The 22,757-nt window shown below is 69.8% G+C and carries 23 protein-coding genes and 2 pseudogenes; 9 read left to right on the top strand and 16 right to left on the bottom strand.

The window, feature by feature from the left end; all coding sequences use genetic code 11:
• Nucleotides 1-4: 4 nt before the first annotated feature.
• The 3 genes from AC067A_RS18565 to AC067A_RS18555 all read right to left on the bottom strand — a co-directional run bounded on the left by AC067A_RS18565 (nt 5) and on the right by AC067A_RS18555 (nt 2,438).
• On the bottom strand, nt 5-730 hold the full coding sequence (locus AC067A_RS18565) for a hypothetical protein (protein WP_479243531.1): 726 nt from the start codon (nt 728-730) through the stop codon (nt 5-7).
• A gap of 77 nt (nt 731-807) precedes the next feature.
• Nucleotides 808-1,533 carry a helix-turn-helix domain-containing protein gene (locus tag AC067A_RS18560; protein WP_479243669.1) on the bottom strand — a complete coding sequence of 242 codons (726 nt, stop codon included), beginning with the start codon at nt 1,531-1,533 and terminating at the stop codon, nt 808-810.
• Nucleotides 1,534-1,538: 5 nt separating this feature from the next.
• Nucleotides 1,539-2,438 (bottom strand): universal stress protein, encoded by a 900-nt coding sequence (locus AC067A_RS18555; RefSeq protein WP_479243530.1) that lies wholly within the window; start codon nt 2,436-2,438, stop codon nt 1,539-1,541.
• 371 nt (nt 2,439-2,809) lie between these two features.
• Between AC067A_RS18555 and AC067A_RS18550 the strand changes: the two genes are divergently transcribed.
• Nucleotides 2,810-3,409 carry a CBS domain-containing protein gene (locus AC067A_RS18550; RefSeq protein ID WP_479243529.1) on the top strand — a complete coding sequence of 200 codons (600 nt, stop codon included), beginning with the start codon at nt 2,810-2,812 and terminating at the stop codon, nt 3,407-3,409.
• A gap of 37 nt (nt 3,410-3,446) precedes the next feature.
• On the opposite strand, the pseudogene AC067A_RS18545 reads toward AC067A_RS18550, so the two are convergent.
• A pseudogene (locus AC067A_RS18545) lies at nt 3,447-3,626 on the bottom strand (DUF1918 domain-containing protein); the annotation flags it as partial.
• 247 nt (nt 3,627-3,873) lie between these two features.
• Between AC067A_RS18545 and AC067A_RS18540 the strand changes: the two are divergent.
• From AC067A_RS18540 to AC067A_RS18525, 4 genes are read left to right on the top strand one after another with little or no spacing between them, the layout of a single operon-like run.
• Entirely contained in the window at nt 3,874-4,551 is a 678-nt protein-coding gene (locus AC067A_RS18540) for a CBS domain-containing protein (protein ID WP_479243528.1), read from the top strand.
• Nucleotides 4,548-4,679, top strand: a complete 132-nt coding sequence (locus AC067A_RS18535; RefSeq protein WP_479243527.1) for a hypothetical protein — start codon at nt 4,548-4,550, stop codon at nt 4,677-4,679. Before AC067A_RS18540 ends, AC067A_RS18535 begins: the two co-directional genes overlap by 4 nt.
• Nucleotides 4,679-5,359 (top strand): CBS domain-containing protein, encoded by a 681-nt coding sequence (locus AC067A_RS18530; RefSeq protein ID WP_479243526.1) that lies wholly within the window; start codon nt 4,679-4,681, stop codon nt 5,357-5,359. Before AC067A_RS18535 ends, AC067A_RS18530 begins: the two co-directional genes overlap by 1 nt.
• Nucleotides 5,356-6,210: a universal stress protein gene (locus AC067A_RS18525; protein WP_479243525.1), complete on the top strand. Its 855-nt coding sequence runs from the start codon at nt 5,356-5,358 to the stop codon at nt 6,208-6,210. Before AC067A_RS18530 ends, AC067A_RS18525 begins: the two co-directional genes overlap by 4 nt.
• Before the next feature lie 74 nt (nt 6,211-6,284).
• On the opposite strand, the gene AC067A_RS18520 is transcribed toward AC067A_RS18525, so the two are convergent.
• Nucleotides 6,285-6,863, bottom strand: a complete 579-nt coding sequence (locus tag AC067A_RS18520; protein WP_479243524.1) for a molybdopterin dinucleotide binding domain-containing protein — start codon at nt 6,861-6,863, stop codon at nt 6,285-6,287.
• Between AC067A_RS18520 and AC067A_RS18515 the strand changes: the two genes are divergently transcribed.
• The 3 genes from AC067A_RS18515 to AC067A_RS18505 all read left to right on the top strand — a co-directional run bounded on the left by AC067A_RS18515 (nt 6,862) and on the right by AC067A_RS18505 (nt 10,929).
• The gene (locus tag AC067A_RS18515) at nt 6,862-7,131 is read left to right on the top strand and encodes a hypothetical protein (protein WP_479243523.1); all 270 of its coding nucleotides are present in this window, start codon (nt 6,862-6,864) and stop codon (nt 7,129-7,131) included. The two genes, AC067A_RS18520 and AC067A_RS18515, sit on opposite strands and share 2 nt — an antisense overlap.
• A 112-nt stretch (nt 7,132-7,243) precedes the next feature.
• Nucleotides 7,244-7,990: an ABC transporter ATP-binding protein gene (locus AC067A_RS18510; protein WP_479243522.1), complete on the top strand. Its 747-nt coding sequence runs from the start codon at nt 7,244-7,246 to the stop codon at nt 7,988-7,990.
• Between the two features lie 2 nt (nt 7,991-7,992).
• Nucleotides 7,993-10,929: an FtsX-like permease family protein gene (locus AC067A_RS18505; protein ID WP_479243521.1), complete on the top strand. Its 2,937-nt coding sequence runs from the start codon at nt 7,993-7,995 to the stop codon at nt 10,927-10,929.
• An 83-nt stretch (nt 10,930-11,012) separates the two neighbouring features.
• Here AC067A_RS18505 and AC067A_RS18500 read toward each other — a convergent pair whose 3' ends face one another.
• The 8 genes and pseudogenes from AC067A_RS18500 to AC067A_RS18465 form a co-directional block, all read right to left on the bottom strand.
• Nucleotides 11,013-11,531 (bottom strand): flavodoxin domain-containing protein, encoded by a 519-nt coding sequence (locus AC067A_RS18500; RefSeq protein ID WP_479243520.1) that lies wholly within the window; start codon nt 11,529-11,531, stop codon nt 11,013-11,015.
• 106 nt (nt 11,532-11,637) lie between these two features.
• A complete protein-coding gene (locus tag AC067A_RS18495; RefSeq protein WP_479243519.1) occupies nt 11,638-11,976 on the bottom strand; it encodes a P-II family nitrogen regulator in 339 nt (112 codons plus the stop codon).
• Entirely contained in the window at nt 11,973-13,295 is a 1,323-nt protein-coding gene (locus AC067A_RS18490; RefSeq protein ID WP_479243518.1) for an ammonium transporter, read from the bottom strand. Before AC067A_RS18490 ends, AC067A_RS18495 begins: the two co-directional genes overlap by 4 nt.
• A gap of 518 nt (nt 13,296-13,813) precedes the next feature.
• Entirely contained in the window at nt 13,814-14,926 is a 1,113-nt protein-coding gene (locus AC067A_RS18485) for a tyrosine-type recombinase/integrase (protein WP_479243668.1), read from the bottom strand.
• Nucleotides 14,927-15,396: 470 nt separating this feature from the next.
• Entirely contained in the window at nt 15,397-15,804 is a 408-nt protein-coding gene (locus AC067A_RS18480; protein ID WP_479243517.1) for a TipAS antibiotic-recognition domain-containing protein, read from the bottom strand.
• Between the two features lie 168 nt (nt 15,805-15,972).
• Nucleotides 15,973-16,173, bottom strand: coding sequence for a hypothetical protein (locus tag AC067A_RS18475; protein ID WP_479243516.1), 201 nt, complete (start codon nt 16,171-16,173; stop codon nt 15,973-15,975).
• Between the two features lie 164 nt (nt 16,174-16,337).
• Nucleotides 16,338-17,257 (bottom strand): annotated as a pseudogene (locus AC067A_RS18470) (transposase).
• A 282-nt stretch (nt 17,258-17,539) separates the two neighbouring features.
• On the bottom strand, nt 17,540-17,968 hold the full coding sequence (locus tag AC067A_RS18465; protein ID WP_479243667.1) for an ATP-binding protein: 429 nt from the start codon (nt 17,966-17,968) through the stop codon (nt 17,540-17,542).
• A 185-nt stretch (nt 17,969-18,153) separates the two neighbouring features.
• Here AC067A_RS18465 and AC067A_RS18460 point away from each other — a divergent pair, with 185 nt between their 5' ends.
• Entirely contained in the window at nt 18,154-18,537 is a 384-nt protein-coding gene (locus AC067A_RS18460) for an STAS domain-containing protein (protein WP_479243515.1), read from the top strand.
• A gap of 147 nt (nt 18,538-18,684) precedes the next feature.
• Here the strand turns inward: AC067A_RS18460 and AC067A_RS18455 are convergent, their stop codons facing one another.
• The 3 genes from AC067A_RS18455 to AC067A_RS18445 form a co-directional block, all read right to left on the bottom strand.
• Nucleotides 18,685-19,695: a hypothetical protein gene (locus tag AC067A_RS18455; RefSeq protein WP_479243514.1), complete on the bottom strand. Its 1,011-nt coding sequence runs from the start codon at nt 19,693-19,695 to the stop codon at nt 18,685-18,687.
• 256 nt (nt 19,696-19,951) lie between these two features.
• Entirely contained in the window at nt 19,952-20,335 is a 384-nt protein-coding gene (locus tag AC067A_RS18450) for an STAS domain-containing protein (RefSeq protein WP_479243513.1), read from the bottom strand.
• Between the two features lie 1,469 nt (nt 20,336-21,804).
• Nucleotides 21,805-22,212, bottom strand: coding sequence for a hypothetical protein (locus AC067A_RS18445; protein WP_479243666.1), 408 nt, complete (start codon nt 22,210-22,212; stop codon nt 21,805-21,807).
• Nucleotides 22,213-22,757: the final 545 nt, after the last annotated feature.

Genomic DNA, 22,757 nt, shown 5'->3' with positions numbered 1-22,757 from the left:
CGACCTACGCGGACCGCAATTCACGAACCCGGGCGCGGAAGACGCGCCAGCGTCGTTCGTTGTCGTGCACCAGCATCGCCGACTCCGCCATCAGATCTGCCGCCCGGTCAAGCAGTTCGGAAGCCGAATAGAGGTAGGAAGGGGCCCTCCGCCCGCCACTCAGGTCGGCCCGCAGCGCCGCCGGAGCGAAGTCGACGCGGGCCAGCAGGTCAAGGGCGTGCCGCAGCAGCCGCGCGACCAGTGCCTGCAGACCCGCCGACTGCCAGTCGTTGGCGATGATCCGGTGTCGCTCCCCCAGCAGGTCGGCCAACGCGGAATAGGCGGCCAAGCCACCCGCCATCTCCCACGCCTGCTCCATAGCCTCGGCCAGCCAGACACTCGTCTGCTCAAGGTCGTCCGCCAGCAGCCCGACCTCACGCTTCAGCCTGCGCACTTCGGCCGGCTCGCCCTCCCCCTCCATGAAGAGAATCCCCGACTCCGCGACGAGCCCGGGGGCGTTCAGGTCCTCCGTTCCGGCGAACGCGATCTCCGACCGGCGCTCTCCCACGCCGATCACGCTCCACCGGTCGGCCAGCGCCTTCAGTGCACGAGACCGCGCCTGCAGGTCGCCGACCTGCCGCAACGGCGCCTGTGCGTAGTACTCCTCATGCTCGCGATGGAACCGCGCGAGGTTGTCGATCAACTGCAACAGCGACTCAGGTGGGTTGACCTGCGCCTTGTCCTCGGTCATACCGGCAGTGTGCCCCACGTCCATGCGTACGGGCGTCCGGGCACGCCCGCCACAGCGAATACGAGCCGGCCCCACAGTCAGAGATCACTGACAGGACGGTCCCGGTCGGCGGACCCGGGCGGCGTGTCGGGCGCGCCCGGCACCCGGATGCGGCGGCCGGTCACCCGGCGCGGCGAGAGCGTCACCACGGCGTTCCGCCCGTCCCCGGCCCACGGCTCCGAGTGGACGGCGTCCCTGATCCTCCGTGCCGAGGTCTCGTCCGACACCGTGCGTGCCGGACCGACGAGGAGCACGCTCCAGCCCTGGCTGAAGGCCTCGTCCAGGCGGTCCTCTTCGAAGGCGACTTCCGCACCGGACGCCGCGCTGCGCGCGAGGGACGAGTCCGCGGCGGTCATGAAGACGATCTCCCGGTCGACGACCTGGTAGTTCACGGGGACCACCATGAGCCCGTCCCCTCCTTCGAGGGCGATCCGGCCGACGCCGTGGTCGTCGAGCAGCTCCCAGCATTCCGTCTCGTCGATCTCCTCCATGCGTGCCCGGTATCCGGCACGGGCTCCGCCCGGCGCGAGGTCCGCCGTGGATCCGGTGAGATCCTGCACGGTGGTCTCCAGGGCGTTCGCGAGCCGGACCAGGAACTCGATCCCCGGAGCGGGAACCCGCTCCTCCACATAGGCGATGAAGCCGGGCGCGGAGCCGGACCGTTCGGCCAGCTCCTCCCGGGACAGGCCGAGCTGTGCGCGCCTGGCCGCGACGCGGCGGCCGAGGTCGCTCGTGGCATGCGGGGTGTGGGGTTCACCGGCCATGTTCATCACGACGCTCCTTCCGTGCTCTCGGGACGCCGGTGGGGTACGACGGCGACCGGGCACGTGGCGTGGTGCAGGGCGCGGTGGGCGACCCTGCCGAGTTCCAGACCGACGATCCCGTCCCGGCGCCGGGCCCCGACGACCAGCAGGTCGGCGGCGGCGGAGCGCTCGGTCAGCACCTTGTGGGCGGGACCCTCGACGGTGGTCCTGCGCAGGCGCACTCCGGAATGTTCGGACGCCGCGGCCTCCAGGGCCTTGTCGAGCAGTTCGGAGGACCGTTCCGCAAGGTGGATTCCTCCGTCGCCACTCAGCAGCGGGTGGTCGACCGGTTCATGGACCGGCCGCCGCCAGGTGCGGACGACGTCGAGCTCCGCGTCCCGGGCCGCCGCCTCACGGAAGGCGAAACGCACGGCGGGCGAGTCGATGTCGTGCTCTCCGACGCCGAGCAGCACGCGTCCGTGGCGTGCCTCCAAGGCGTGCCGGTCCCCTCTCACGACGACGACCGGGCAGTGGGCCCGGGCGGCCACGACGAGGCCGACAGAGCCGAGCATGAGGTCGGCGAACTCGCCGCGCCCGCGCGATCCGACGACGAGGATCGCTCCCTCCTGCGCCTCCCTGAGCAGCGCGGTGGACGCGTCCTCGGCCAGAACGTCCGTGGTGAGGGGGAGGTCGGGTGCGCGGCGCCGGGCGCGTTCGGCCGCGGTGCCGACGATGTTCTCGGCGAGGATCTGGCCCGAGGGCCGGTCCGTGGCCCAGGTCGGCACGACTCCTTCGTACCGTTCCCACAGCGAGGCATGGACGATCCGCAGGGGAAGCCCGTGCCGTACGGCTTCGTCGACCGCCCAGTCCAGGGCCGTGAGACTGGCGTCGGACCCGTCGACTCCTACCACCAGAGGCGATTCCATCGCGTCCACCCGCCTTTCCGCATGATGTGGTGGCCTGCTGCCACGCTCGCACCGGGCGGGAGGAGCCGGGTAGGGCCGGTCGGTCCCGGTCGCGGCCCGCCCGGGACACCTACGGAGGCAACACGGCGACACGCCGGGAGGAGGGGCCCATCCGCTTCTCGCGGATCCTGATCGCGCGGTGCACGGCTCGAAGCCGCTTCCCCGCGTCCCTGGAGCGGGCCCCTCCTCACTTTCACGAAAGCACCGGTCGACGGTCCGGGCCAGGGCCGTCCGGGCCCCGACGTGCCCCTTCCGGCCCTTGTCGTCCGCCGCCCGGCGGCGACACCCTCGCAGCAACAGGACTCGGGCCGCGGAAGTACGGGAGGCCGGTCGTGAAGCACCCACGTACCGTCGACGACGTGATGACCCACGCGGTGGTCTCCGCCAGGCTCGACGCACCGGTCAAGGAGATCGTGCGGTCGATGCGGCGCTGGGGTGTGAGCGCGGTTCCCGTGCTGTCGGCCGAGGGGCGGGTGGTCGGCGTGGTGTCCGAGGCGGACGTACTCGGCAAGGTTCCGGGAGAGGACCACGACGACTCGGGTCCGGTGACGGCGGGCAGCTTGATGTCGGCACCGGCCGTCACCGTGCCACGCGGCGCCACGATCGCGGGGGCGGCGCGGCTGATGGGGCGTGGGCGTCTCAAGCGTCTTCCCGTGGTGGACGAGGACGGCCGCCCGGTCGGTGTCGTCAGCCGGGGCGACCTGCTCAAGGTCTACCTGCGCTCCGACGCCGAACTCGCCGAGGACGTGAGGCACGAACTCCTCACGCACCTGATCGCCGAGGGCGACGCCGCACTCACCGTACGGGTCACGGACGGGGCGGTGACGCTCTCCGGACGCCTGCCACGGTCCGTACCCGCGGATCTGGCCCTGCGGCTCACCCGGGCGGTGCCCGGCGTGGTGGACGCGGCGGCGGAGTTCACGACCGCGTAGCGGCCTTGGTGTCATGGGGCGTGTCACGTGGCGGAAAGTGCTGGACCCGCGCGTCCGGACCGGGGAACACCAGAGTGACCCGGCCTGTGTCCGACCATCGGACGTCGAAGGGGGGAGTGCCGTCCGCGTGGTGCAGACCGATGATCTCACCGTCACGCCCCTCGTCCCCGACCGTGGAACCGCCCACGATCAGACGGTCGCCGACGCGGGCCCACAACCCTGCGCGGGACGTCTCCTGGCCCTGCCGTGTTCCAGGCGCAGCCATGGTCCTCGCCTCCCGGCCCGAGTGACCGGCCGCGGCCCTCCCGAGACCGGTGCTCACGCCTCCACCATGCGTCCCGATCGGCCGCTCGTCATGGGGCCGACCGTCCCGGAAGGGGACCATTCGGCACTGCCCGAGGGCCGGCTCCGCGCAGCAGGGTGAGATCTACCGGGGCCGCCGCGTGCCGTGAAGGAGGACCGTCATGCAGCACCGTACGGTTTCCGAGGTGATGACCCACAACGTGGTCACAGCCGCCCCACAGACCCCGTTCAAGCAGATCGCCCGGCTCTTCGCCGAGAACGACGTCTCCGCGGTCCCGGTCGTGGGCCCCGACCGACGCCTGCTCGGCGTGGTCTCGGAGGCCGACCTGCTGCGGTCCACGGCCGAGCTCCCCGACCTGGAGGGACGTTGGGCAGGCGTCCGACTGCTGTCGCAGGAACGTGGGCTGCCCGACGCGGAGACGGCCGCCCAGCTGATGACCTCGCCGGCCGTCACGGCACAGCCGTACTGGAACCTCGCCGAGACGGCCCGGACGATGCACCGCAAGAAAGTGAAGCGGCTTCCCGTCACCGACGAGACCGGTCGGCTCGTCGGGATCATCAGCCGGAGCGACCTGCTGCGGCCCTTCCTGCGCGGTGACACGGCGATCCGTGAGGAGATCGAGCACGACGTCCTGGTCGACACCCTGCGCCTCGGTCCCAGCACGATCCGTGTGACCGTCGACGACGGAGTCGTCAGGCTCACGGGCCGCGTCGACGAGCGCGCCGACATCCCCGTGATCGTACGGCTCTGCCGATCGGTCGACGGAGTGGTCGCCCTGCACGAATCGATCGAGTACGCCTACGACAACCTGGCGTTCGACGTGGAGCCACCGCGATGACCGCCCCGTGGGTGGTCAGTGGGACGGAACTCACCGAGGACGACCATCCGGCCCTCGACACCTGGGACGGCTGCGCCGCTCGCCCGGTGGACGAGGCACGTACGTCCGCGCAGGGAAGGAGAGGATGATGCGGCACCGGAGGATCGACGGGCTGATGACCCGTGAGGTGGTGAGCGTCCGCGGCGACGCACCGTTCAAGGAGATCGTGCAGGTGTTGTCGCAACACCGGGTCACCGCGCTGCCGGTGGTGGACGGAGAGAACCGGGTGATCGGAGTCGTGTCGGAGAGTGATCTGATGCGGAAGACGGCCGACCAGGCCGCCGTCCCGGGAGACATGCCGGGCGTGCCGGGGCTTCAGGCGTGGGAGCGTGCGAAGGCCGAGGGGACACGCGCGGAGGAGCTGATGTCCGCACCGGCCGTGTGCGCCCGCCCCGACTGGACCGTGGCGGAGGCGGCACGGCTGATGGAGGTCCAGGGGATCAAGCGGCTCGTCGTCGTCGACGACGAGGACAGGCTGGTGGGCATCGTGAGCCGCCGTGACCTGTTGGGCATCTTCCTGCGTCAGGATGACGACATCCGCCGGGAGATCGTCGAGGACGTGCTCGGTGCCACTCTGCGTCTCGACCCGGACTCTCTCACGGTCGACGTGCGTGACGGACGGGTCGACCTCACCGGGAAACTGCCGTTCCGCGGCATGATCCCGGCCGTCGAGCGCATGTGCGCGACAGTCGACGGAGTGGTCTCGGTCTCCTCGACCCGTCTCACCTACGACATCGACGACACCGAACAAGGAGGTGGACGATCATGACGCAGGGCATTGTGGTCGGCCTGGACGGCACGGATCAGGCGAACGCCGCCGCGCAGTGGGCGGCGGAGGAGGCGGTGCTGCGCGGTACCGGGGTGCGCCTGGTACATGTGAAGGAGACATCGCCGGACGCCCTGCTGCCGTTCGCGGCACGGGAGCCCGACGAGCCGTGGGCGGAGGACCTGCTCGCCCGCACGGCGGCCGGGCTGCGCGAGCGTCATCCAAATCTGTCGGTGACCACCAGGCTGTTGCCGTCGGAACCCGTGGCGAGCCTGGTCTCCGCGGCCGAGGAGGGCGACCTGCTCGTCCTCGGCTCGCGCGCCCTGGGCGGCACGGCCGGATACCTGATCGGCTCGGTCGGGATGACGGTCGCCGGTCTCGTCGACCGGCCCGTCGTCCTCGTACGGGCCCCCGGCACGTCGCCTTCGCAGGGACCCGTCGTGGTCGGCGTGGACCTGCGGCAACCCGTGGACACGGTTCTGGGATTCGCCTTCGAGGAGGCGGCACGGCGACTCGCCGGGGTGCAGGTCGTCCACGCGCAGCAACTGCCTGTCTACGCGACGCTCGGCCCTCCCATGGTCCCGGACATCCGGCCGACCGTCGCGCCCGAGATCCAGCGTTCGCTCGACGATCTCCTCGAACCCTGGCGAGCCAAGTTCCCCGACCTGGCGGCGACCGGGCGAGTGGCGATCGGGTCGGCCGGCCAGGAGCTGGTGCGCACTGCCGGGGACGCGGCTCTTGTGGTCGTCGGTCGCCGCGCCCGGGGATCGGCACTGGGTACACGCATCGGCAGCGTGGCCCACGCGGTGCTGCACCACAGTCGCTCGCCGGTCGCCCTCGTCCCCCACGACTGACCTCCGAGCCCATCAGCCGTCGGACGCCGCAGGCCGCAGCCGTACCGCCGTGACCTTGTACTCCGGACACGAGGTCACGGTGTCGGCGTGCTCCGAGGTGAGGGAGTTGACACCGCTGGCCGGGAAATGGAACGCATAGAACACCTGTCCGGGAGCGAGTTCCCTTCCGACGCGGCCGACGAGTCGCGCCTGTCGTGGCGGCTCTCCACGATGACGGGGACGCCGTCCCGCAGTCCGTGGCGTGCGGCGTCCTCGGGATGCAGATCCAGGCGGTCCTGCGCGTCGAGAAGGAGATTGCCGCCGCGCCGGGTCATGCTCCCGGAGTTGTAGTGGGCCCATCGGCGCCTTGTGACGAGCACCAGGGGATAGTCCTCGTCCGGCTCCTCGCCGGGCGGCAGACAGAGGGCCGCCGGCAGGTGGGCGCGCCCGTCGGGAGTAGCGAACTCGACGGCGTACAGAGTGCGTTCACCCAGCTGGTCAGGCGCGGGACAGGGCCAGGGCACGACCCCCTCCTGGTCGATCCGCCGATGCGAGAGACCGGCGACTCCCGTCCCCGTCCTGACCGTTTCGTACGGGATCGTTTCGGCGTGCGCCCTGGCCGCGGCGTTCGAAGCGGAGCTGGTCCCCCTGGGAACGGCGGCTTTCTTCGGCATGGCCCCCGGCCTGGGCGCCGGGTCCGGGGCGTTCTTCGCGCTCGTCGCGCGTCTGGTGCCCGCCGAACGGGTCGGCTCGGTGACGGGCGTGGTCGGGGCGGCGGGCGGCCTCGGAGGCTTCTTCCCGCTCCTCGTGATGGGAGCGGTCGACAGCATCGCGCACGACTACACGTGGGGGTTCGTCCTCCTCGCCGTCACCGCGACGGCCGCGGGCGCCCTGGCCGCCACCGCTGTCCGCCGACACGCCCGGGCGACCGCGGACGTCTGACCGCGGTCACGAAGCGGCTCGAGCGGGCCTCGCGGCCACCCTGCGATTAGGTCCTTCGGCCCATCCACCGGGCCTGGGTGGCCGTAGCCGCACCTTCCTTCAGAAGGTTGGTATGGAAAGCATGAACACCGACCAGACGCTCCTCGTCGCCTCCGGCGTGCGCAAGATCTACCGGACGGGCTCCGTGGAGGTCACGGCCCTGCTCGACCTGGATCTCCTCGTGCGGCACGGGGAGATGGTGGCGGTCATGGGACCGTCCGGCTCCGGAAAGACCACGCTGTTGAACTGTCTGTCGGGGCTCGACGACATCGACGGCGGCCGGGTGGAGGTCGACGGTCACGACCTGTTCGCCATGTCGGACGCCGCGCGCACGGAGCACCGGGCCCACACCATGGGTTTCGTCTTCCAGGCGTTCAACCTGATACCGGTGTTCTCCGCGGTGGAGAACGTCGAACTGCCCCTGCTGCTCGTAGGCACCCGGCCGCGTGAAGCGCGGCGCAGGGCCCTGGACATGCTGGACAGGGTGGGTCTCGGTCACCGGGTCGAGCACCGACCGAGCGAGATGTCCGGCGGCGAGCAGCAGCGGGTGACCATCGCCCGCGCCTTGGCCGGACGCCCGGCCATCGTCTGGGCGGACGAACCGACGGGCAACCTCGACAGCGCGATGGCCGACCAGGTCATGGACCTGTTGTGCGGCCTCAACCGGGACGAGGGCCAGACGATCGTCCTGGTCACCCACGACAGTGCCATCGGCGCACGCGTCCCCCGCCTGATCCGGATGCGCGACGGGCAACTGGTCGACGACGTCCGCCAAGCCGTCGTCACCCCGGCCGCGATCCGTGACTTCCCCATGGGCTGATCATGTACCCGAACCTCCTCGTCCCGCTGCTCAGCGCCCTCGCGCTCGCCCTCGCGGCCCTGGTGCTGGTCGCCGTCCGGCAGCCGGTGTCACGGCGGCTGGCCTTTCGGCAGGTCGCCCGTCGGCGCACCGAGGCGGCGCTGGTGATCGGCGGATCGATGCTCGGCACGGCCATCGTCATCGGGGCCCTGGTCGTCGGCGACACCTTGAACTTCTCCGTACGACAGGAGGCGTACCGCACTCTGGGACCGGTGGACGAGCGCGTCGTCGCTCCGCCCGGCCCGGCCGGGCGCGTCGTCACCGAACGGCTGGCCGCCCTGGCCGGCGATCCCGACGTCGACGGAGTCCTGAACGCCCAGGCCACCCAGGCATCGGCCGTCAGCAGTGCCGGCGACCGTACGGTCGCCGAGCCACGCGTCCTGGCCTGGCAGGTGGACTTCGACAAGGCGGCGCGCTTCGGCGCACCGGGCGGTGACTCCGGTCTCGGCGGACCGAACCCGAAGCCCGGCCAGGTCGTGGTCAACGAGCCGCTGGCCCGGTCCCTGAGCGTGGAAGCCGGGGATCCGATCACGGTGTATCTGTTCGGAGCACCGCAGACGTACCGGGTCGAGCGTGTGGTGCCGGAACAGGGCCTTGCCGGTGCGGGCCTGGGTGGCAGGCTGAACCGCAACGTGTTCCTGCCGTCGCAGTCCCTGGACTCCGCCGCCCGAGCCGTCGGCGCCGAGCCGCGCTCGGTCACCTTCGTCTCCAACCGCGGCGGCGTCGAGGGCGGCGACGCCCTGACCGACCGGGTGACGGCCGACATCCGGCAGTCACTGGGGCCGCTCGCCGCGCAGACGGCGATCGACACTCCGAAACACACCGTCCTGCGGGACGCGAAACAAGCCGGAGACTCCCTCGGAGCCCTGTTCCTCATGATCGGCAGCTTCAGCATCATCGCGGGCGCCCTGCTGCTGGTGAACATCTTCGTGATGCTCGGCGAGGAGCGGAAGTCCCAGATGGGCATGGTGCGGGCCGTCGGGATGAAGCGCTCGCGCCTCGTCGGGTCCTTCACCCTCGAAGGGGCCACGTACGCGTTGCTGTCCGCGCTGCCGGGCGTGGCCATCGGGGTCGCCGTCGGCTGGGGCGTCGCCGTGGTGGCCGCGCAGATCTTCCAGGGCTGGTCGGTCGGCGGCAGCAGCATCCGCATCGCGTTCGCGATCACTCCTACCAGCGTCCTCAACGGACTGGCCATGGGCCTTCTCATCGCCTTCGCGGCGATCCTCGCGACCAGCGTCCGCATCAGCAGGTTCAACATCATCGCCGCGATCCGCGACCTCCCCGCCACGCCCGGACGAGGGCCACGCCGCCGTCTGCTCGCGGTCTCCACCGCCCTGGCCCTCCTGTGCGCGTTCGTGGCCGTCCCGGCCGTGGCGCGCAGCCAGCCCGACGCGACGTACCTCATGCCGGCGCTTGCCCTCGCCTTCGCCACTCCGGCGCTGCTGCGCGTCCTTCCCCGTCACACGGTCACCACCCTGGTCGCCGGGGCCGTGCTGGCCTGGACGCTCCTGGCGCCCGTCATACGCCCTCGGATCTTCGACACGCCGTCGATGTCCGTGTACGTCATACAAGGCGCCCTGGCCGCCTTCTCCGCCGTCGTGCTCGTCAGCGACAACCAGAAGACACTGCTCCGCCCCGTACAACGGTTCCTCCAGCGCCCGACGGAAGGCGGCCTCGCGGCGCGGCTCGCGGTCGCGTACCCCTTGGCCAAGAGATTCAGAACCGGTGCGACGCTGGTGATGTACACCCTGATCGTGTTCGTCCTCGTGCTCCTGACGGAGATCTCGGGCATTCTCCGCGCCGGCGTCGACGGCGTCGTCGCCGACGCCACCGCCGGATACTCCCTGCGACTGGACTACAACCCCGAGGTCGCAGGAGACCGACTCGTCTCCGATCTGCGCGGCGGCCCGTCGGTCGCCGGCATCTCCGCCGTGACACCGCTGCTCAACGCCACCGGGCGGGCCACCGACCCGGGTGGCCGCAGCCCTCAACCGCTCGACACCGCCGTCGTCGGCGTACCCGACGGGGCGATCACCGGCATCACGTTCCGCGAACGGCTGCCCGGCCTGGCCGACGACCCCGCGGTGTGGCGGGCCCTCGCCTCCGACCCCCGGTACGTCGTTCTCGACGGCTTCTTCGGCAGCACCGGCGGCCCGGCGGGCGACTACTACGACCCCGGGGACACCCTCAACCTGACGGATCCCCGGACGGGCCGTAGCGAACAGAAAATCATCGCCGGCGTGCTCAGCAACGGGATGGTCTTCTACCCGGGCACCGGCGCCAGTTCGACCACCTACCCCGTGGTGATGAGTGAACAGGCGACGCGCGAGCTCTTCGGTACCCAGGCGCAGAACGCCTCCGCACTGGTGAGAACCGGCCCCGGCACCTCCCCCGACGCGCTGGCGACCCGACTGCAGGGCGAGCAGCTCTCGTCCAGCCTGGTCGCCACGCCCATCGAGTCGGACATCCGGCGCCAGTTCGACTCCAGCACCGCCTTCTTCCACCTCATGCAAGGTTTCCTTGTCCTGGGCCTCGGCGTGGGCATCACCGGCCTGGGCGTCGTCATGGTCCGAGCCGTACGCGAACGCCGGCGCACCATCGGCATCCTGCGGGCCCTCGGCTTCCGGGCGCGGACGGTCCAGCGGTCCTTCCTGTGGGAGAGCGCCTTCGTCGCCGTGGAGGGAATCGTGCTCGGCTCGCTCCTCGGCGTGCTGACCACCTGGCTCATGTACAGCAACAGCGCCGCGTTCGAGGGTCTCGAAGGAGGATTCCCGGTCGAATGGACCAGCATCTGCGGCCTGGCCGCAGCCACCTTCGTCGCATCACTCCTGGCCACGATCGGGCCGGCCCGGCGCGCGGCCGCCATCCGCCCGGCCCTCGCGGTCCGCGTCACCGAATGACGAGCACCCCAGCAAGGCCCATCCGACCGACCCCGATGGTGAAGCGCCTCCGTCACGAGATCCACTTACGCAGCATCCCTTCGTCACGCGTCGAGCTGCCGGGCGATGTCGTCCGCCCAGGCGTCGATCGCCGCCCAGTCCCGGTGGTCCCCGTAGCGGCAACCGAGCAGCCGGAACAACAAGGCACCCTTCCGGTCGAGGTGTTCACGCCGGATCACACCCGAGAAACGCCGATGGTCCCGAGGACGGACGACCTCGACGAGAGCGGCGACACGCGGCTGCACCATGCGTTCGGCAAGCCGGCGCAACGGCCCGGGCAAGGCGGCGGCCATGCCGACGCTGAACATCCACGTGGGCTGATCGTCCCAGCGGTCGGCGTTGTCCTTGACGAAGCCTTCCGCCGTCGGCAGCCAGGCGCCGTTGTGGACCGCGCTGCCCAGCACCAGCGCGTCGCCCGGCAAGGACCGCTGTCCCCCGGAGGACGCGCGCAGCGCCTGGATCTCCACATGACGTCCGTGCAGGCGCAATCGCTCACCGATCCGGTCGGCGATCTCCTGCGTGGAGTGATGCTCGGACGCATAGAGGATCCGAACGGAGACCATTGCACCTCCTCCATGAATCCCAGCGTCGCACCATGAGGTGTGGTCCGCATTGCCCACTGCGGTGCGCACACCGCCCCTTAGGACCGTGCCCTATGCGGCCCGTACGTCAGAGCGCGTCGGGGCCGCGCTGCCCCGTGCGTACGCGCACCACCGTTTCCACGGGTACCGCCCACACCTTGCCGTCGCCGATCTTGCCCGTGTGGGCGGCGCGGACGATGGCGTCGATGGCTGGCTCTGCGTCGGCGTCCTCGACGACGACCTCGATACGGGCCTTCGGGACCAGGTCCACCCGGTACTCGGCACCCCGGTACACCTCGGTGTGCCCGCGCTGACGCCCGTAACCGCTGGCCTCGGTGACCGTGAGCCCGTTGATGCCGAGCTCCTGGAGCGCGTTCTTCACCTCGTCAAGGCGGAACGGCTTGACGATCGCGGTGATCAGCTTCATGCGGAGGGCTTCCTGTCCTTGACGAGCGAGGTGACGGGGGACGCGGCGTGCAGCGGCGAGCCGCCGTGGCCGAGCACGCCGTGATCGTAGGCGGTCTCCGCGTGCACCGTCTGGTCGAGTCCCGTCAGCTCCTCCTCGGCGGAGGCCCGCAGCCCCATCACCCGGTCGAGAACCTTGCCGATCCCGTAGGTGACGAGGAAGGTGTACGCCGCCACGGCCACCACGGCGAGGGCCTGCCGGCCGAGCTGGCCGAGCCCACCACCGTAGAACAGCCCTTCCTTGTCAACGGTCATCACCGACGTCGCGAACAGGCCGATCAGCAGCGTACCGACGACACCACCGGCGAAGTGCACGCCCACGACGTCGAGGGAGTCGTCGTAGCCGAAGCGGAACTTCCAGGCGACCGCGTACGAGCACACGACGCCCGCGGCGAGACCGACCACGGCCGCGCCGGGCATCCCGACGACCCCGCACGCCGGAGTGATCGCCACGAGGCCGGCGACCGCGCCGGACGCCGCGCCGAAGGTGGTCGGGTGACCGTCGCGCCGCTGCTCGACGAAGAGCCAGCCGAGCAGGCCGGTGCACCCGGCAACGAGGGTGTTGAGGAGCGACGCGGCGGCCAGGCCGTTCGCGCCGAGCGCCGAGCCGCCGTTGAAGCCGAGCCAGCCGAACCACAGCAGACCCGCGCCGAGCAGCACCATCGGCAGGTTGTGCGGCCGCATCGCGTCCTTCTTGAAGCCGATACGCGGGCCGAGCACCAGACACATCGCGAGGCCGGACGCGCCTGACGCGATCTCGACGACGAGTCCGCCCGCGAAGTCGAGGGCGCCCAGCGAGTGCGTGATCCAGCCGCCGGGACCCCACACCCAGTGCGCCACGGGGACGTATACGAGAAGCGTCCACACCGGCACGAAGACGAGCCAGCCCGCGAACCTGGTGCGGTCCGCGACCGCGCCGCTGATCAGCGCCGCCGTGATGATCGCGAACGTCAGCTGGAAGGTGCTGAAGAGGAACGTGGGAACCGTACCGGTGAGGGTGTCCGGACCGATGCCCGCCAGGCCGAGGTGGCCCAGGCCGCCGACCAGTCCGGCGAAGGCGTCGTCGTCGAACGCGAGCGAGTAGCCCGCGACCAGCCAGACCACCGTGACGAGGGCGATCGACACGAAGCTCATCATCAGCATGTTGAGGACGCTCTTCGTGCGGACCATGCCCCCGTAGAACAGGGCCAAGCCGGGGGTCATCAGCAGAACGAGTGCGGTGGCGGCGAGCAGCCAGGCGGTGTCGCCGGTGTCGAGCCGGAGTGCGGCGGCGAGGGGCATCGAAGGTCTCCTCCTACGGGTTGGGGAGAGCCTCGTGGCGGCGCATTTCGCGATGCGTACACGGAAGTTTCCGTCATGTTTCGTATGGCGCGGGGATTGGCGAACCCTCACAATGCGGCGTGCCTGGGCGAGGCCCACCTGCGCGGTCTGGCGGGCAACGCTCGGACAAGCATTTCCGGCCCCGTCCCCGGTTCCGCACCACCGACCGACCTGGCCATCAGTCACGGCAAGCACCGTTGCAGCACTAGGAACAGAGCCCGCGGCACGCCACCTTCCGTTGCCAGACGGGCTTCGATCGGCTCACGTAGTCCGAGCAGGCATTGCAGACGCAGCCCAGATCCTCTACTCCGACTATTCGCCATCGGCTGCACCGTCACCACCCTTCACCGAGATCCGGACCATGTGCGCTCCGGCGCCCCGCCGTTGATGCTCCGGACCATCGTTCCTGCTGATCAGAAAGGCATCCCGCCCGTACCACCAGCAGACGAAGAACCTGCTGTTCCTCAGCGGCGGAGGAATCAGGCTGCTTCCCATAGGCCGGTGTCCAGGATCCGGGCGGCCTTGGTGACACTGCCCGGCATCAGATGCCGGTAGGTCCGGTACGTCTCCTCGATGGACTTGTGGCCCATCCACTCCGCCACATCGGTGATGGGAATGCCGTTGCCGAGAGCGTTCGAGGCGAAGTAGTGCCGGAAGCCGTACATCCCCACGCCGCCCTCCGGAGGGAGGGTCGTGAAGAGCTTCCTCACCCGGCGCCGCTCCATGCCCTCGGTGAAGTAGCCGCCCGGACCGCGCAGCAGGTAGCCGTCCTTCGTGGTGCCGTGCTTCTCCGCGTAGCGCTCGATCGCCTCCCGCACCGATCGCGGCAGCGGCACCTCCCGGAACTCCCCTACCTTGCGGTGCTTCAGCTTCGCCGGGCTCAGCGTGTTGGAGTGGATCTGCTCCCGCACCCGGTAGACGTCCTGGGCCACGACATTGTTGACGTTCACCGCCCGCGCCTCACCATTGCGCAGGCCGCACCCCGCCATCATCACGATCTCCAGAGCCAGATCCTCATCCGCAACGGCCAGCGCTTTCGTCACGTAGGCGAGAGACGGAATGGCAACCATTGCCCGAACGTATTCCGGTTCCTGGACGCCCTTCACCGGGTCGTCCGCCATGGCCCCCTTGGCGTATGCGTCTCGCAGGATGGTCTTGAAGACCCGGAAGATGTTCACCTGGTTTCCGCGGCCGACCCCGTCGCCCTCCATCTGATCCAGGAAGCGTTCGACCACCATCGGGGTGACCGAGTTCAGCTTGCGCGATCCCAGGCGCGGGACGATGTGCACGTTGATCGAGCTGTCGACGTGCTCCCCCGTGGAGTAGTCCGTCATCTTGCACTGCCGGGGCCGCCACTGCTTGGCGTACTCCTCGACCGTCAGCTGCCCCAGTTCCCGGCGGGCCGCCGCCACGGAAGGCGCCGTGGTCTTCTTCTCCGCGTACAGCTGCGTGAGGCGTTCGATCGCCTCGTCCTGGGTGCCGTAACCGGACTCCTCGTGCTGCCTGCCGAGCGCGTCACGGGAACGGATCGAGTACGGGTGAGGGCAGCGGGTCGGCTTGGCGGAGTCGCAGTACTTGAAGAAGGGCTCCATGCCGCGGGCGAGCTGTCGGGCCATGTGACGCACCATCCGTTCCAGCCCAAGAACCTGCTCAGGCGCCGTGCTGTCGGTCGCAGGTCAGCAAGCGGGGACGCGTCGGGGACGCATGCTGACCGTTTGCTGACCTGAGGGGGGCGCATGAGGCCCCTGACCTGCGGAAACGCCAAATAGTCAGATCTTGGACTTGAACGGAGTGCGCAGCACTTTGGACTCCTCTGAGACGGCTCCCTGCCTGCTTTCTGCAGGTCAAGGGCGGCATCGACTTTACACCGACACCCTCGTCCGATGTTTGTGATGAACGTCCATCCGCACCCCCGAGGCGGCGGACCGCTGGACCCTGCTGACCCTCGCGGTCTCCACCGACTGCGACTGGCCCGGGCCTCTGGCCCCACCCCTGGGCGGGTGCGCCCGGACCCCGGTCCGGGCGCACCCGCCCGTGCGTTGTACTGGCCCGTGTCGCCTGACTACGCCGAAGTCTCGGCCCCTGCGCTGGGGGCGAATCCGCTCCCCTGCTCGGCGAACACCTTGATCGCTGCGCCCATGAACTCCACCATCCCGGGGTGGTAGGAATCGTGGAACGCCCTCATGGCCTCGTCCTCGGCGTAGAAGAGCGACATGCCGATGTAAGCCTCCCTGGAGGGGGTGTAGAACCGGCAGATGATGTCGAAGTGCCTGCGGACGAGCTCCTGGATCTGCTGGTCTCCGGGCAGGAAGCCGTCGTCCAGGAAAACCGTGATCTCCCGGTACAGCAAGTCCCAGTCCTGGTGGACCCGCTCCCTGTCCACATGTTCCCAGTCGTTGGTCTCGGCAAGGCTCTTCGCCTGCTCCTCGGCCAACGACCGGCGACACTCGTCCTCGTAACTGTTCCCCACGACACCGGTTCCCGTCGTTTCGTCACCTCTCCGGTGGATCCCCAAGAGGCCGCCAACATGTCGACATCGACCGGCCGCTGATGATCAACTGCCGGTCCAGGCCGAACGGTGACACACAGGCACCGGGTCGGCAAACCATTTCTCGGACCCTCCGGCGCTCCGTCCCGGTCACCTGGCGGCGGAAAGGCACAGCTCGAACGGCCAGCCATCGGAGCGGGCCGTCCAGCCGCTCGACCTCGCGGCCCGGGTTCCCGCGGCGACCTCGCTCGGCAGGACGAACTCGGCCGGCACCGGGGCCGGTTCCATGACGGTTGGTCGACCGATCTCCACGACGAGTGTCGTCCCGGGGCGGGCAGCTTCCTCCGCCACGTAGCCCAGGGTGCCGAGGCGGTATGCGCAGAACCGGCGGTTCCTGCTCACCCCCGGCGGCACTCGACGCCGTCGACGACGATGCGGCGGGAACCCTTCCTCGTTACGAGCTGGTGTGTGACAGCGGTGGAGGCGTGTTTGTCTGGTCGGGGTCGTGGTCGTGGTCAGGCGTTGGCGGTGCGGTCGGAGACGAGGTCGGCGATGGCCCGGTAGGTGTCGGGCAGAGTCTCGCGTCGGTGGATCCGGCGGGCCAGCTGCTTCCAGCGTTTGTGGTCGGCAAGTGCGTGCTCGACGGTGATGCGCTTCGATGGGTGTCTGTGCCGGGCTTCTTCTCTGGCTGCGTGCACGTGCGGAAGGGCGATCTTGTTTGGCTTTCTGGGCGGTGTGATCGCCTGCCCCGGGTGGTCGCGGCGGAGGCCCAGATATCCGTCGTCCAGGAAAACCTCCACTCCACATCAGGGAAGTGCTGGAAGCAGACACCCATTCCTTCGTTGCGTATGGCGGTCGCGTCATGCATCCGCCCTGGTCTCAGGGCATCAGTCCATAACGTGCGGCCCTGGCGGTCGGCGATGACGGTGGCCTTCATCGTGTTCTGCTTCTTCTTCCCCGAGACGAACCCCCGGCGCCCGCCGCGGCCGGCCAAGGGCCCGCGGACCTGGACCTCGGTGGTGTCCAGGCGTAGCTCGATACCCTCGGCCGGGGCATAGGCGAAGACATCCGCCAGGGTCCGAAGCCGCAGGCCAGGACAGTCGGGGACCGCGCATCCGCGTTCGGCCAGGAGCCCTCGTATCTCTCCGGTGGCGCGGGTGATGGTGGAGCGGTCGACACCGAACAGCAGGGCGAGAACGAAGTGCGGGAGATCGTGCCGCAGGTGGATCAGAGTGGCGACCAGCCGGCCGACGAACACCAGCCGATGCCGGGCACCTGCCCCTGCCTCGCGTTTTCTGGTCCCGCCGCGTGCTTCGTGACGGCGTCCCTCGACCACGGCCTGCCACGGGCAGGCCAACTCCTCGGCCAAGCAAGCCAGATGCTGCCGGGAGATGCCTGTGAACAACTGACGCGCGAGAACCGCCCGGTTGACCATGATCGCCTCAGCCGGATCATGCCATCCACCAGCACGGACGCCTCACCCGCTATCACGCACCAGCTCGTCAGGCCCCCAGGGGGACGGCGAGGCGCATGACTCACAACACCGGCTGGGAAGCCACCATCGGACCTGGAGGGCCGCCGCCGCGACGTCGGCTGGATGCTCCGGGCCGCCGCCTCGTCTGCACGCTTTCTCGTCGTCGCAGCAGTGCAGCTCGCGGCTGCTGGCTGAGCGGGCGGGGTAGGAGTTTCCTGAGGTCGTGGTGGGTGGTCTGCCTGGTCAGGTCACGTCGAGGGCCAGGCGGACGGTGATCCGTTTGCCGACCGGTTCACGGCGGGCTTCGAAGCTCTGGGCGACGGCCGTCACGATCTCCAGCCCGTGCTGCCCGACCCGCCCCATGTCAGCCGAGCGGGCCACCGGCAGATCCGGGGCCGAGTCCCATACGACAACTTCGAGCAGTGAGCCCACGATCGACAGCTCCAGCAGAACCGGTCCACGGGCGTACTTGTGGGCGTTGGTGACAAGTTCGCTGACGACCAGCTGTGTCACGTCGATCGCCTCGCGGGTCACGGCCGTGGCGTGCCAGGGCCGTGCGCGGGTGAGGAAGTCCTTGGCCAGGTGGCGCGCCTGCGCGATGCTCGTGTCGTCGGGCTCCAGAGCCGCCGCCGTGTACAGAAGGTCGCGGGGTATCTCTGCGACGGCGTTCATGCCTGCTTCCGGTTCGCTCATGGCCTGCTGTCCCACCCCCGTTCCCCCGTTCCAAAAACCACGTGTACCCCTTGTTCAGCGCCTCACACCTGGAGTTCGGCGGCGATGCAGGCATTGTCCACCGGCCGTCGCGGAGCAGACGAGGAGGCCTCCACACCGCTTCCGGAGTGTGCCAGGATCGTCTTATGTCTGTTCCGGAACGTGTCAATCATCAGAACACGGGCGGGGCTGGAAACCTTGAGGCCACCCTCACCACCGACGCCGAGGGCATCCGCATCGTGACCCTGGTCGGCGAGGTCGACCACGCCACCCGATCCATTCTTACCGAGGAACTGGCCGCGGCCTGCGACGGAACTCGCCCCCGTGTTGTGCTGGACCTGAAGCAGGTCACGTTCATGGACTCCAGCGGCATCAACGCCCTCATCCGCACCCACCACACCCTCACCGACGCACAGGGGTGGCTACGTCTGGCCGCGCCCAACCAGGCGGTGATGCGCGTCATCACCATCGTCGGCATCGATGCCTTCATCGACTGCCACAGCAGCCTTCCCAGCGCGCTCGCCGCCTGAGCCCTCGGCGCTGCGGCCCGAAGACGCACTTGGCCCGCGCACGCCGCCGCGTGGGCCGGCTTGCAGGACTCTCTTGACGCTGCACTGTGACGCGTAACCCCCGGGGCTCCCTCGCGCAGGATGGAGGGAGCCCCTCGGCGTGGGGTCTCAGCGGGTGAGTGTCGCGCAGCGGATGCCGTCGGCGGGGTGCCACTCCGTCACCGGTTCGACGGCGGTGCCGTGTTCGGTGCAGTGCGGAGTGGGGATGACGGCGCCGCAGGTCTGGCGTGCGCACCGGCAGAGGGGGCTGGGGGCGGTGCAGGGCAGGCCGTGACGGATGACGCCGCCGGCTGTGCGGGGCGAGGCGGTGCCGGCTGTGCGGGGCGAGGCGGTGCCGCGCAGGCGGGCCGGCCAGGCGAGGGTGACGCGCAGGCCCCCGGAGCCGGCCCTGAACCGGTCGATCACCTCCAGGCCGTCGGGCACGGCGAGCGGGACGGTGCCGGGGGCGGTGAGCTTGACCAGTGCAGCACCGGTGACGGGGAGCTGGGCGAGGGTGTCAGCGTCGGCGTCGGTCATCCAGCCGGACAGCCGGTCCTGATCCTGCGGGTCGTCGGTCAGCTCCAGGAGGGGATCGTCCATGCGCAGGCGCTCGGGGGTGCCTGCGCCGAGGGACGGGCCGACGGTGAGGGTGGCGGCCGGGACGCTGGTGGGAATGGCGATCTTGTCGTGGGCGAGGAGCCAGACGACGACGTCGCGGAGGGCGAACTCGGGATGCACGTCGGTGCCGCCGGTGGGGGTGGGGAAGTCGGGGCGGCGGCGACGCGAGTTGACCACCGCGGCCCTACCGACGCGGGCGATCCACGCGACCCCGGCCAGGAGCAGCCGGGCCCCGCCGCCCTGCGGCTCGGGGGTGAGGGCGGCGAGTGGAGAGCGGCGGGGCTTCCTCAGTGCCTCGGTCAGCCGGTCCGCCGCCCACGACGCACCAGCCGGGCCGCGCAGGGCGGCGCGGACCGCTTCCGCGTCGGCCGCCTCCACTGCTGTCCGGGACCACAGGCGCATATCTGCGTCGCCGGCCGGGGCGACGCCTGAGGCAGTGGCCCAGCGCCATGCCGCGACCGGCACCCGCATCCGCATCCGCATCCGGCCCGCGGCCTCGGATTCGTCATAGGTCTCACGCATCGCGTCTCTCCGATCTCACGGCGGCACGGCCCGCCCACCGGGCGACGCCGGAAGGATGACGAAAGATCAGTTTTTATTTTAATATCCCTTTTTTCAGGGCGAGTTGGAGCCTGTCCCACAAGTCGCGTACGTGTACGCAAGGGCAAAACCCGCCCGCATGGGTGAACCGCGGCAGGGCTGAAACGACGAAACCCCCGCCGTTGCGGCGGGGTTTCGTTTGGTGGGCGACGCCCCGCGGGAGCGTGGCTCCGGTCGGCTATATCGCGGCTGGGCGGGTGGCGCGGAGTGCCTCGTCCAGGGTCGGGTGCACGCGGAACAACGACTGGGCACCGGTGATCTCCAGGAGCCGGGTGATCTGCCGTCCTGAGTCGGACAGCACCAGGAGCACGTCAGCCTTCTCGGCGTCGCGGCGCAGCTGCAAGAGGGCATTCAGGCCTGTGGAGTCACAGAAGACCACACCGGCGAGATCGACCACGATCGTCGTGCGGGGCTTGGCGAGCTCCAGGGCGCGTTGGAAGGTCTCCAGGAGCGTGGGGCGAGCTTCTATGTCGATCTGGCCGGCGATGCGGCACAGAACGGTGCCGTCGCTTCGGCAGTGGCAGGAGTAAGCGGCTGCTGGAGCTTCGTGTCCGCGAGTCATGGCTTGCACCGCCTCTCGTGCGGGCGGATCTGTCTTACTCCAGCTTGGTCCGCGGGCCGGTGTCGGGCAACCCTTGAAGCGAGCTTGCCCAGTAGGCGGAAACGAGAAGCCCGTAGGTGTCTGCGACGCGCCTGGTCCCCTGCTTGGGGATGCAGAAGACCAGGCGGGGGCGTCGGGGGCGAGGACCAGTCGGCACCCGGAGCCAGGCCCGAAGGTAGTCGATTGGATACCCTCCGTAGTGCGCGGCGACGAGGCCGGGACATGCAGTTGACGCAGCGCGGCTGGTTTTGTCGATGACGAGGAGCAGCGTTTCTTGCGCAGTTCGGGAGGCATTGCCCGCGTCGAATGATGACGGCTTCGGACAGCAGCTTAGAAGCGACCGGCAAGACGCCGTGTGCCGTTTGTCCGGAGCCCGGAGCAAAAGCGCCGGCTACGGGCGCAGGTGGCGGATGGCGCCGCGCCGTTACCGAGTGCCGGCGGGTGCCTCCCGTTCTTCTCGACATCGAGCCCGGGGCCCGGTGAGCGCCTCCCGGGTTCGTCGACGACTGTTGTCGTGTGACATCGATAAAGCCACCCCGGAAAACCGCAGGACCTGCGAGCCCGGTTCTGAAGGGGAGAGACCGGGGCCGCGGGCCCTGCGGTGCGGCAGGAGGAACAGCTGCGGGCGCCAAGGGCCGCGGTTCCGGTACCTGGCGTGCCGGCCCGGTCCCGCAGGAAGCCGGGCCGCTACAGTTTTGCCCATCGCCTCATCAGCCGAGGGGGCCGTGTACTGGGCTCTTCCCTCTCAGTCATCCTGCACACGGCCCCTTCCGGCTCTCCGACACCAGGCACAGGCCGCGTAGCCTTCGCGGACCTGAGAGCCGGGTTCGTGGCGCGGCCCGTGGACTCACCCGGCATACCACGCTCCGTCCCACCCGGGCCCCAGCGCAGGCAACTTCTCCGGGACCTCGCGGCACCTCCTCACGGCCGGCTCACGCACTGACTCCCGCACCTGCATCCAAAGCGGTCGTCACACGGGAAACAGGGCACATGCGAGTCCTGTTTGCTCTGATATGAGAGCCATCCCCGCGCCGCGCTCCCCCCAGCCGCCGGCCCACCGCATGCTGCGGTGCGAGCACTGCCGCGACTGGGGCACCCTCGTTGCGCCCGACGGCCGCGGCCTCATCCCCTGCCCCCACTGCCAGGCCGGCCCCTCCCCGCCCGGAGACAACAGCCCAGGCCCTCCGTAGCCCCCGGAAATGAAGCACACCGCAGCCGGCCCTGGTCTACAAGGTGGGGTGCCACTCGGCCATCACCATGGGGGTGTCGTCGGACAGCTTGTGCTCCTGATGGCATCTGAGATGTCACAGCAACCGCGCAGAGCTTCGGGGGCGGGTTCGTCGGGCGGCCGACACCCAGTGCCCTTCTCCAGGCGCTCGCCCATGTCTCGTCCGGGTGCCCATGACGCCCCCGGGCAGTGCAGGGTGACGTCAGGCCGTGATGTGATCGAGGGCGCTCTGGAGTCGGCGGATCGCGTCTTCGGCGTCCGTGTACTCCTCAGGAGCCGGCGGGACCGCACCGAAGGTGGGGCCGTCTTCGGCGGGCAGGGCGCGCCAGTGCAGGACTGGAGTGAGGGCGGTGGCGGCGGCGCCGAGGAACCAGGCCAGGCGCCCATGCACATGGGCGAGGGCGATCGCCACAGCGGCGATCGCTTCCCGTAGCCGTTCCAGCCGTTCGACAACGGTCAGGGCCTGTTGGGCTTGGGGGTCGCCCACGGCGGCGTGCAAGTCGGCTGCTGCCTTTACGGCCACAGCACGGTCGGCAGAGGTCAAGACCCACACCTGATCACGGATCAGCCGCTCGGCCTTCTCCGCCAGATCCTCGATCACTGTCCGCATCTCCACCCGCACCATCCTATGGCTGCTCCCGATCAGCGGTAGAGCACAGGCAGAACCGCCTGTGGCCGGCCGCCGCGTGAGCGAGGGGCGGCCATCGTGGGGATGCCGATAGCCAACCGGTCGGAGAAACAGGAGACGCTGCGCGAATGGCTGCGGCGGTAGCTCGACCGGACGGAGCACACGATCCGCAGGTTCAATACGCAACAGACCGAGGAGCAGTGGCGCCAGGAGGGCGCGCGCCGGGAGTTGTCGTGGAAGGTACTTCCACCTCGGGCGGTAGAGGGGCATCCGACGCTGCATGGGGAGAATTGCCCGGACGCCGGTCTGCCGAGGAGGGCCGGGCTGAGGTTGTGGGTGCATCCAGTCGCCTGGACCGAAGACACCGCAGGGCCCGTTCCCTCATCGGGAATGGGCCCTGCGGTGCTGTCTTGGGCAGCCCGACGGTACTGCCCCCGGGGGTACCCCTGGGCGCCGGGCGTCACCCGCGCACGCCATATCGGCGCGGGCTATGGCGCAGGACAGCGGTGGTCTGCATGGCGTACTGC

It is taken from the genome of Streptomyces sp. NPDC043176, assembly GCF_056436715.1.
This window is presented reverse-complemented; position numbering and strand designations above follow the sequence as displayed.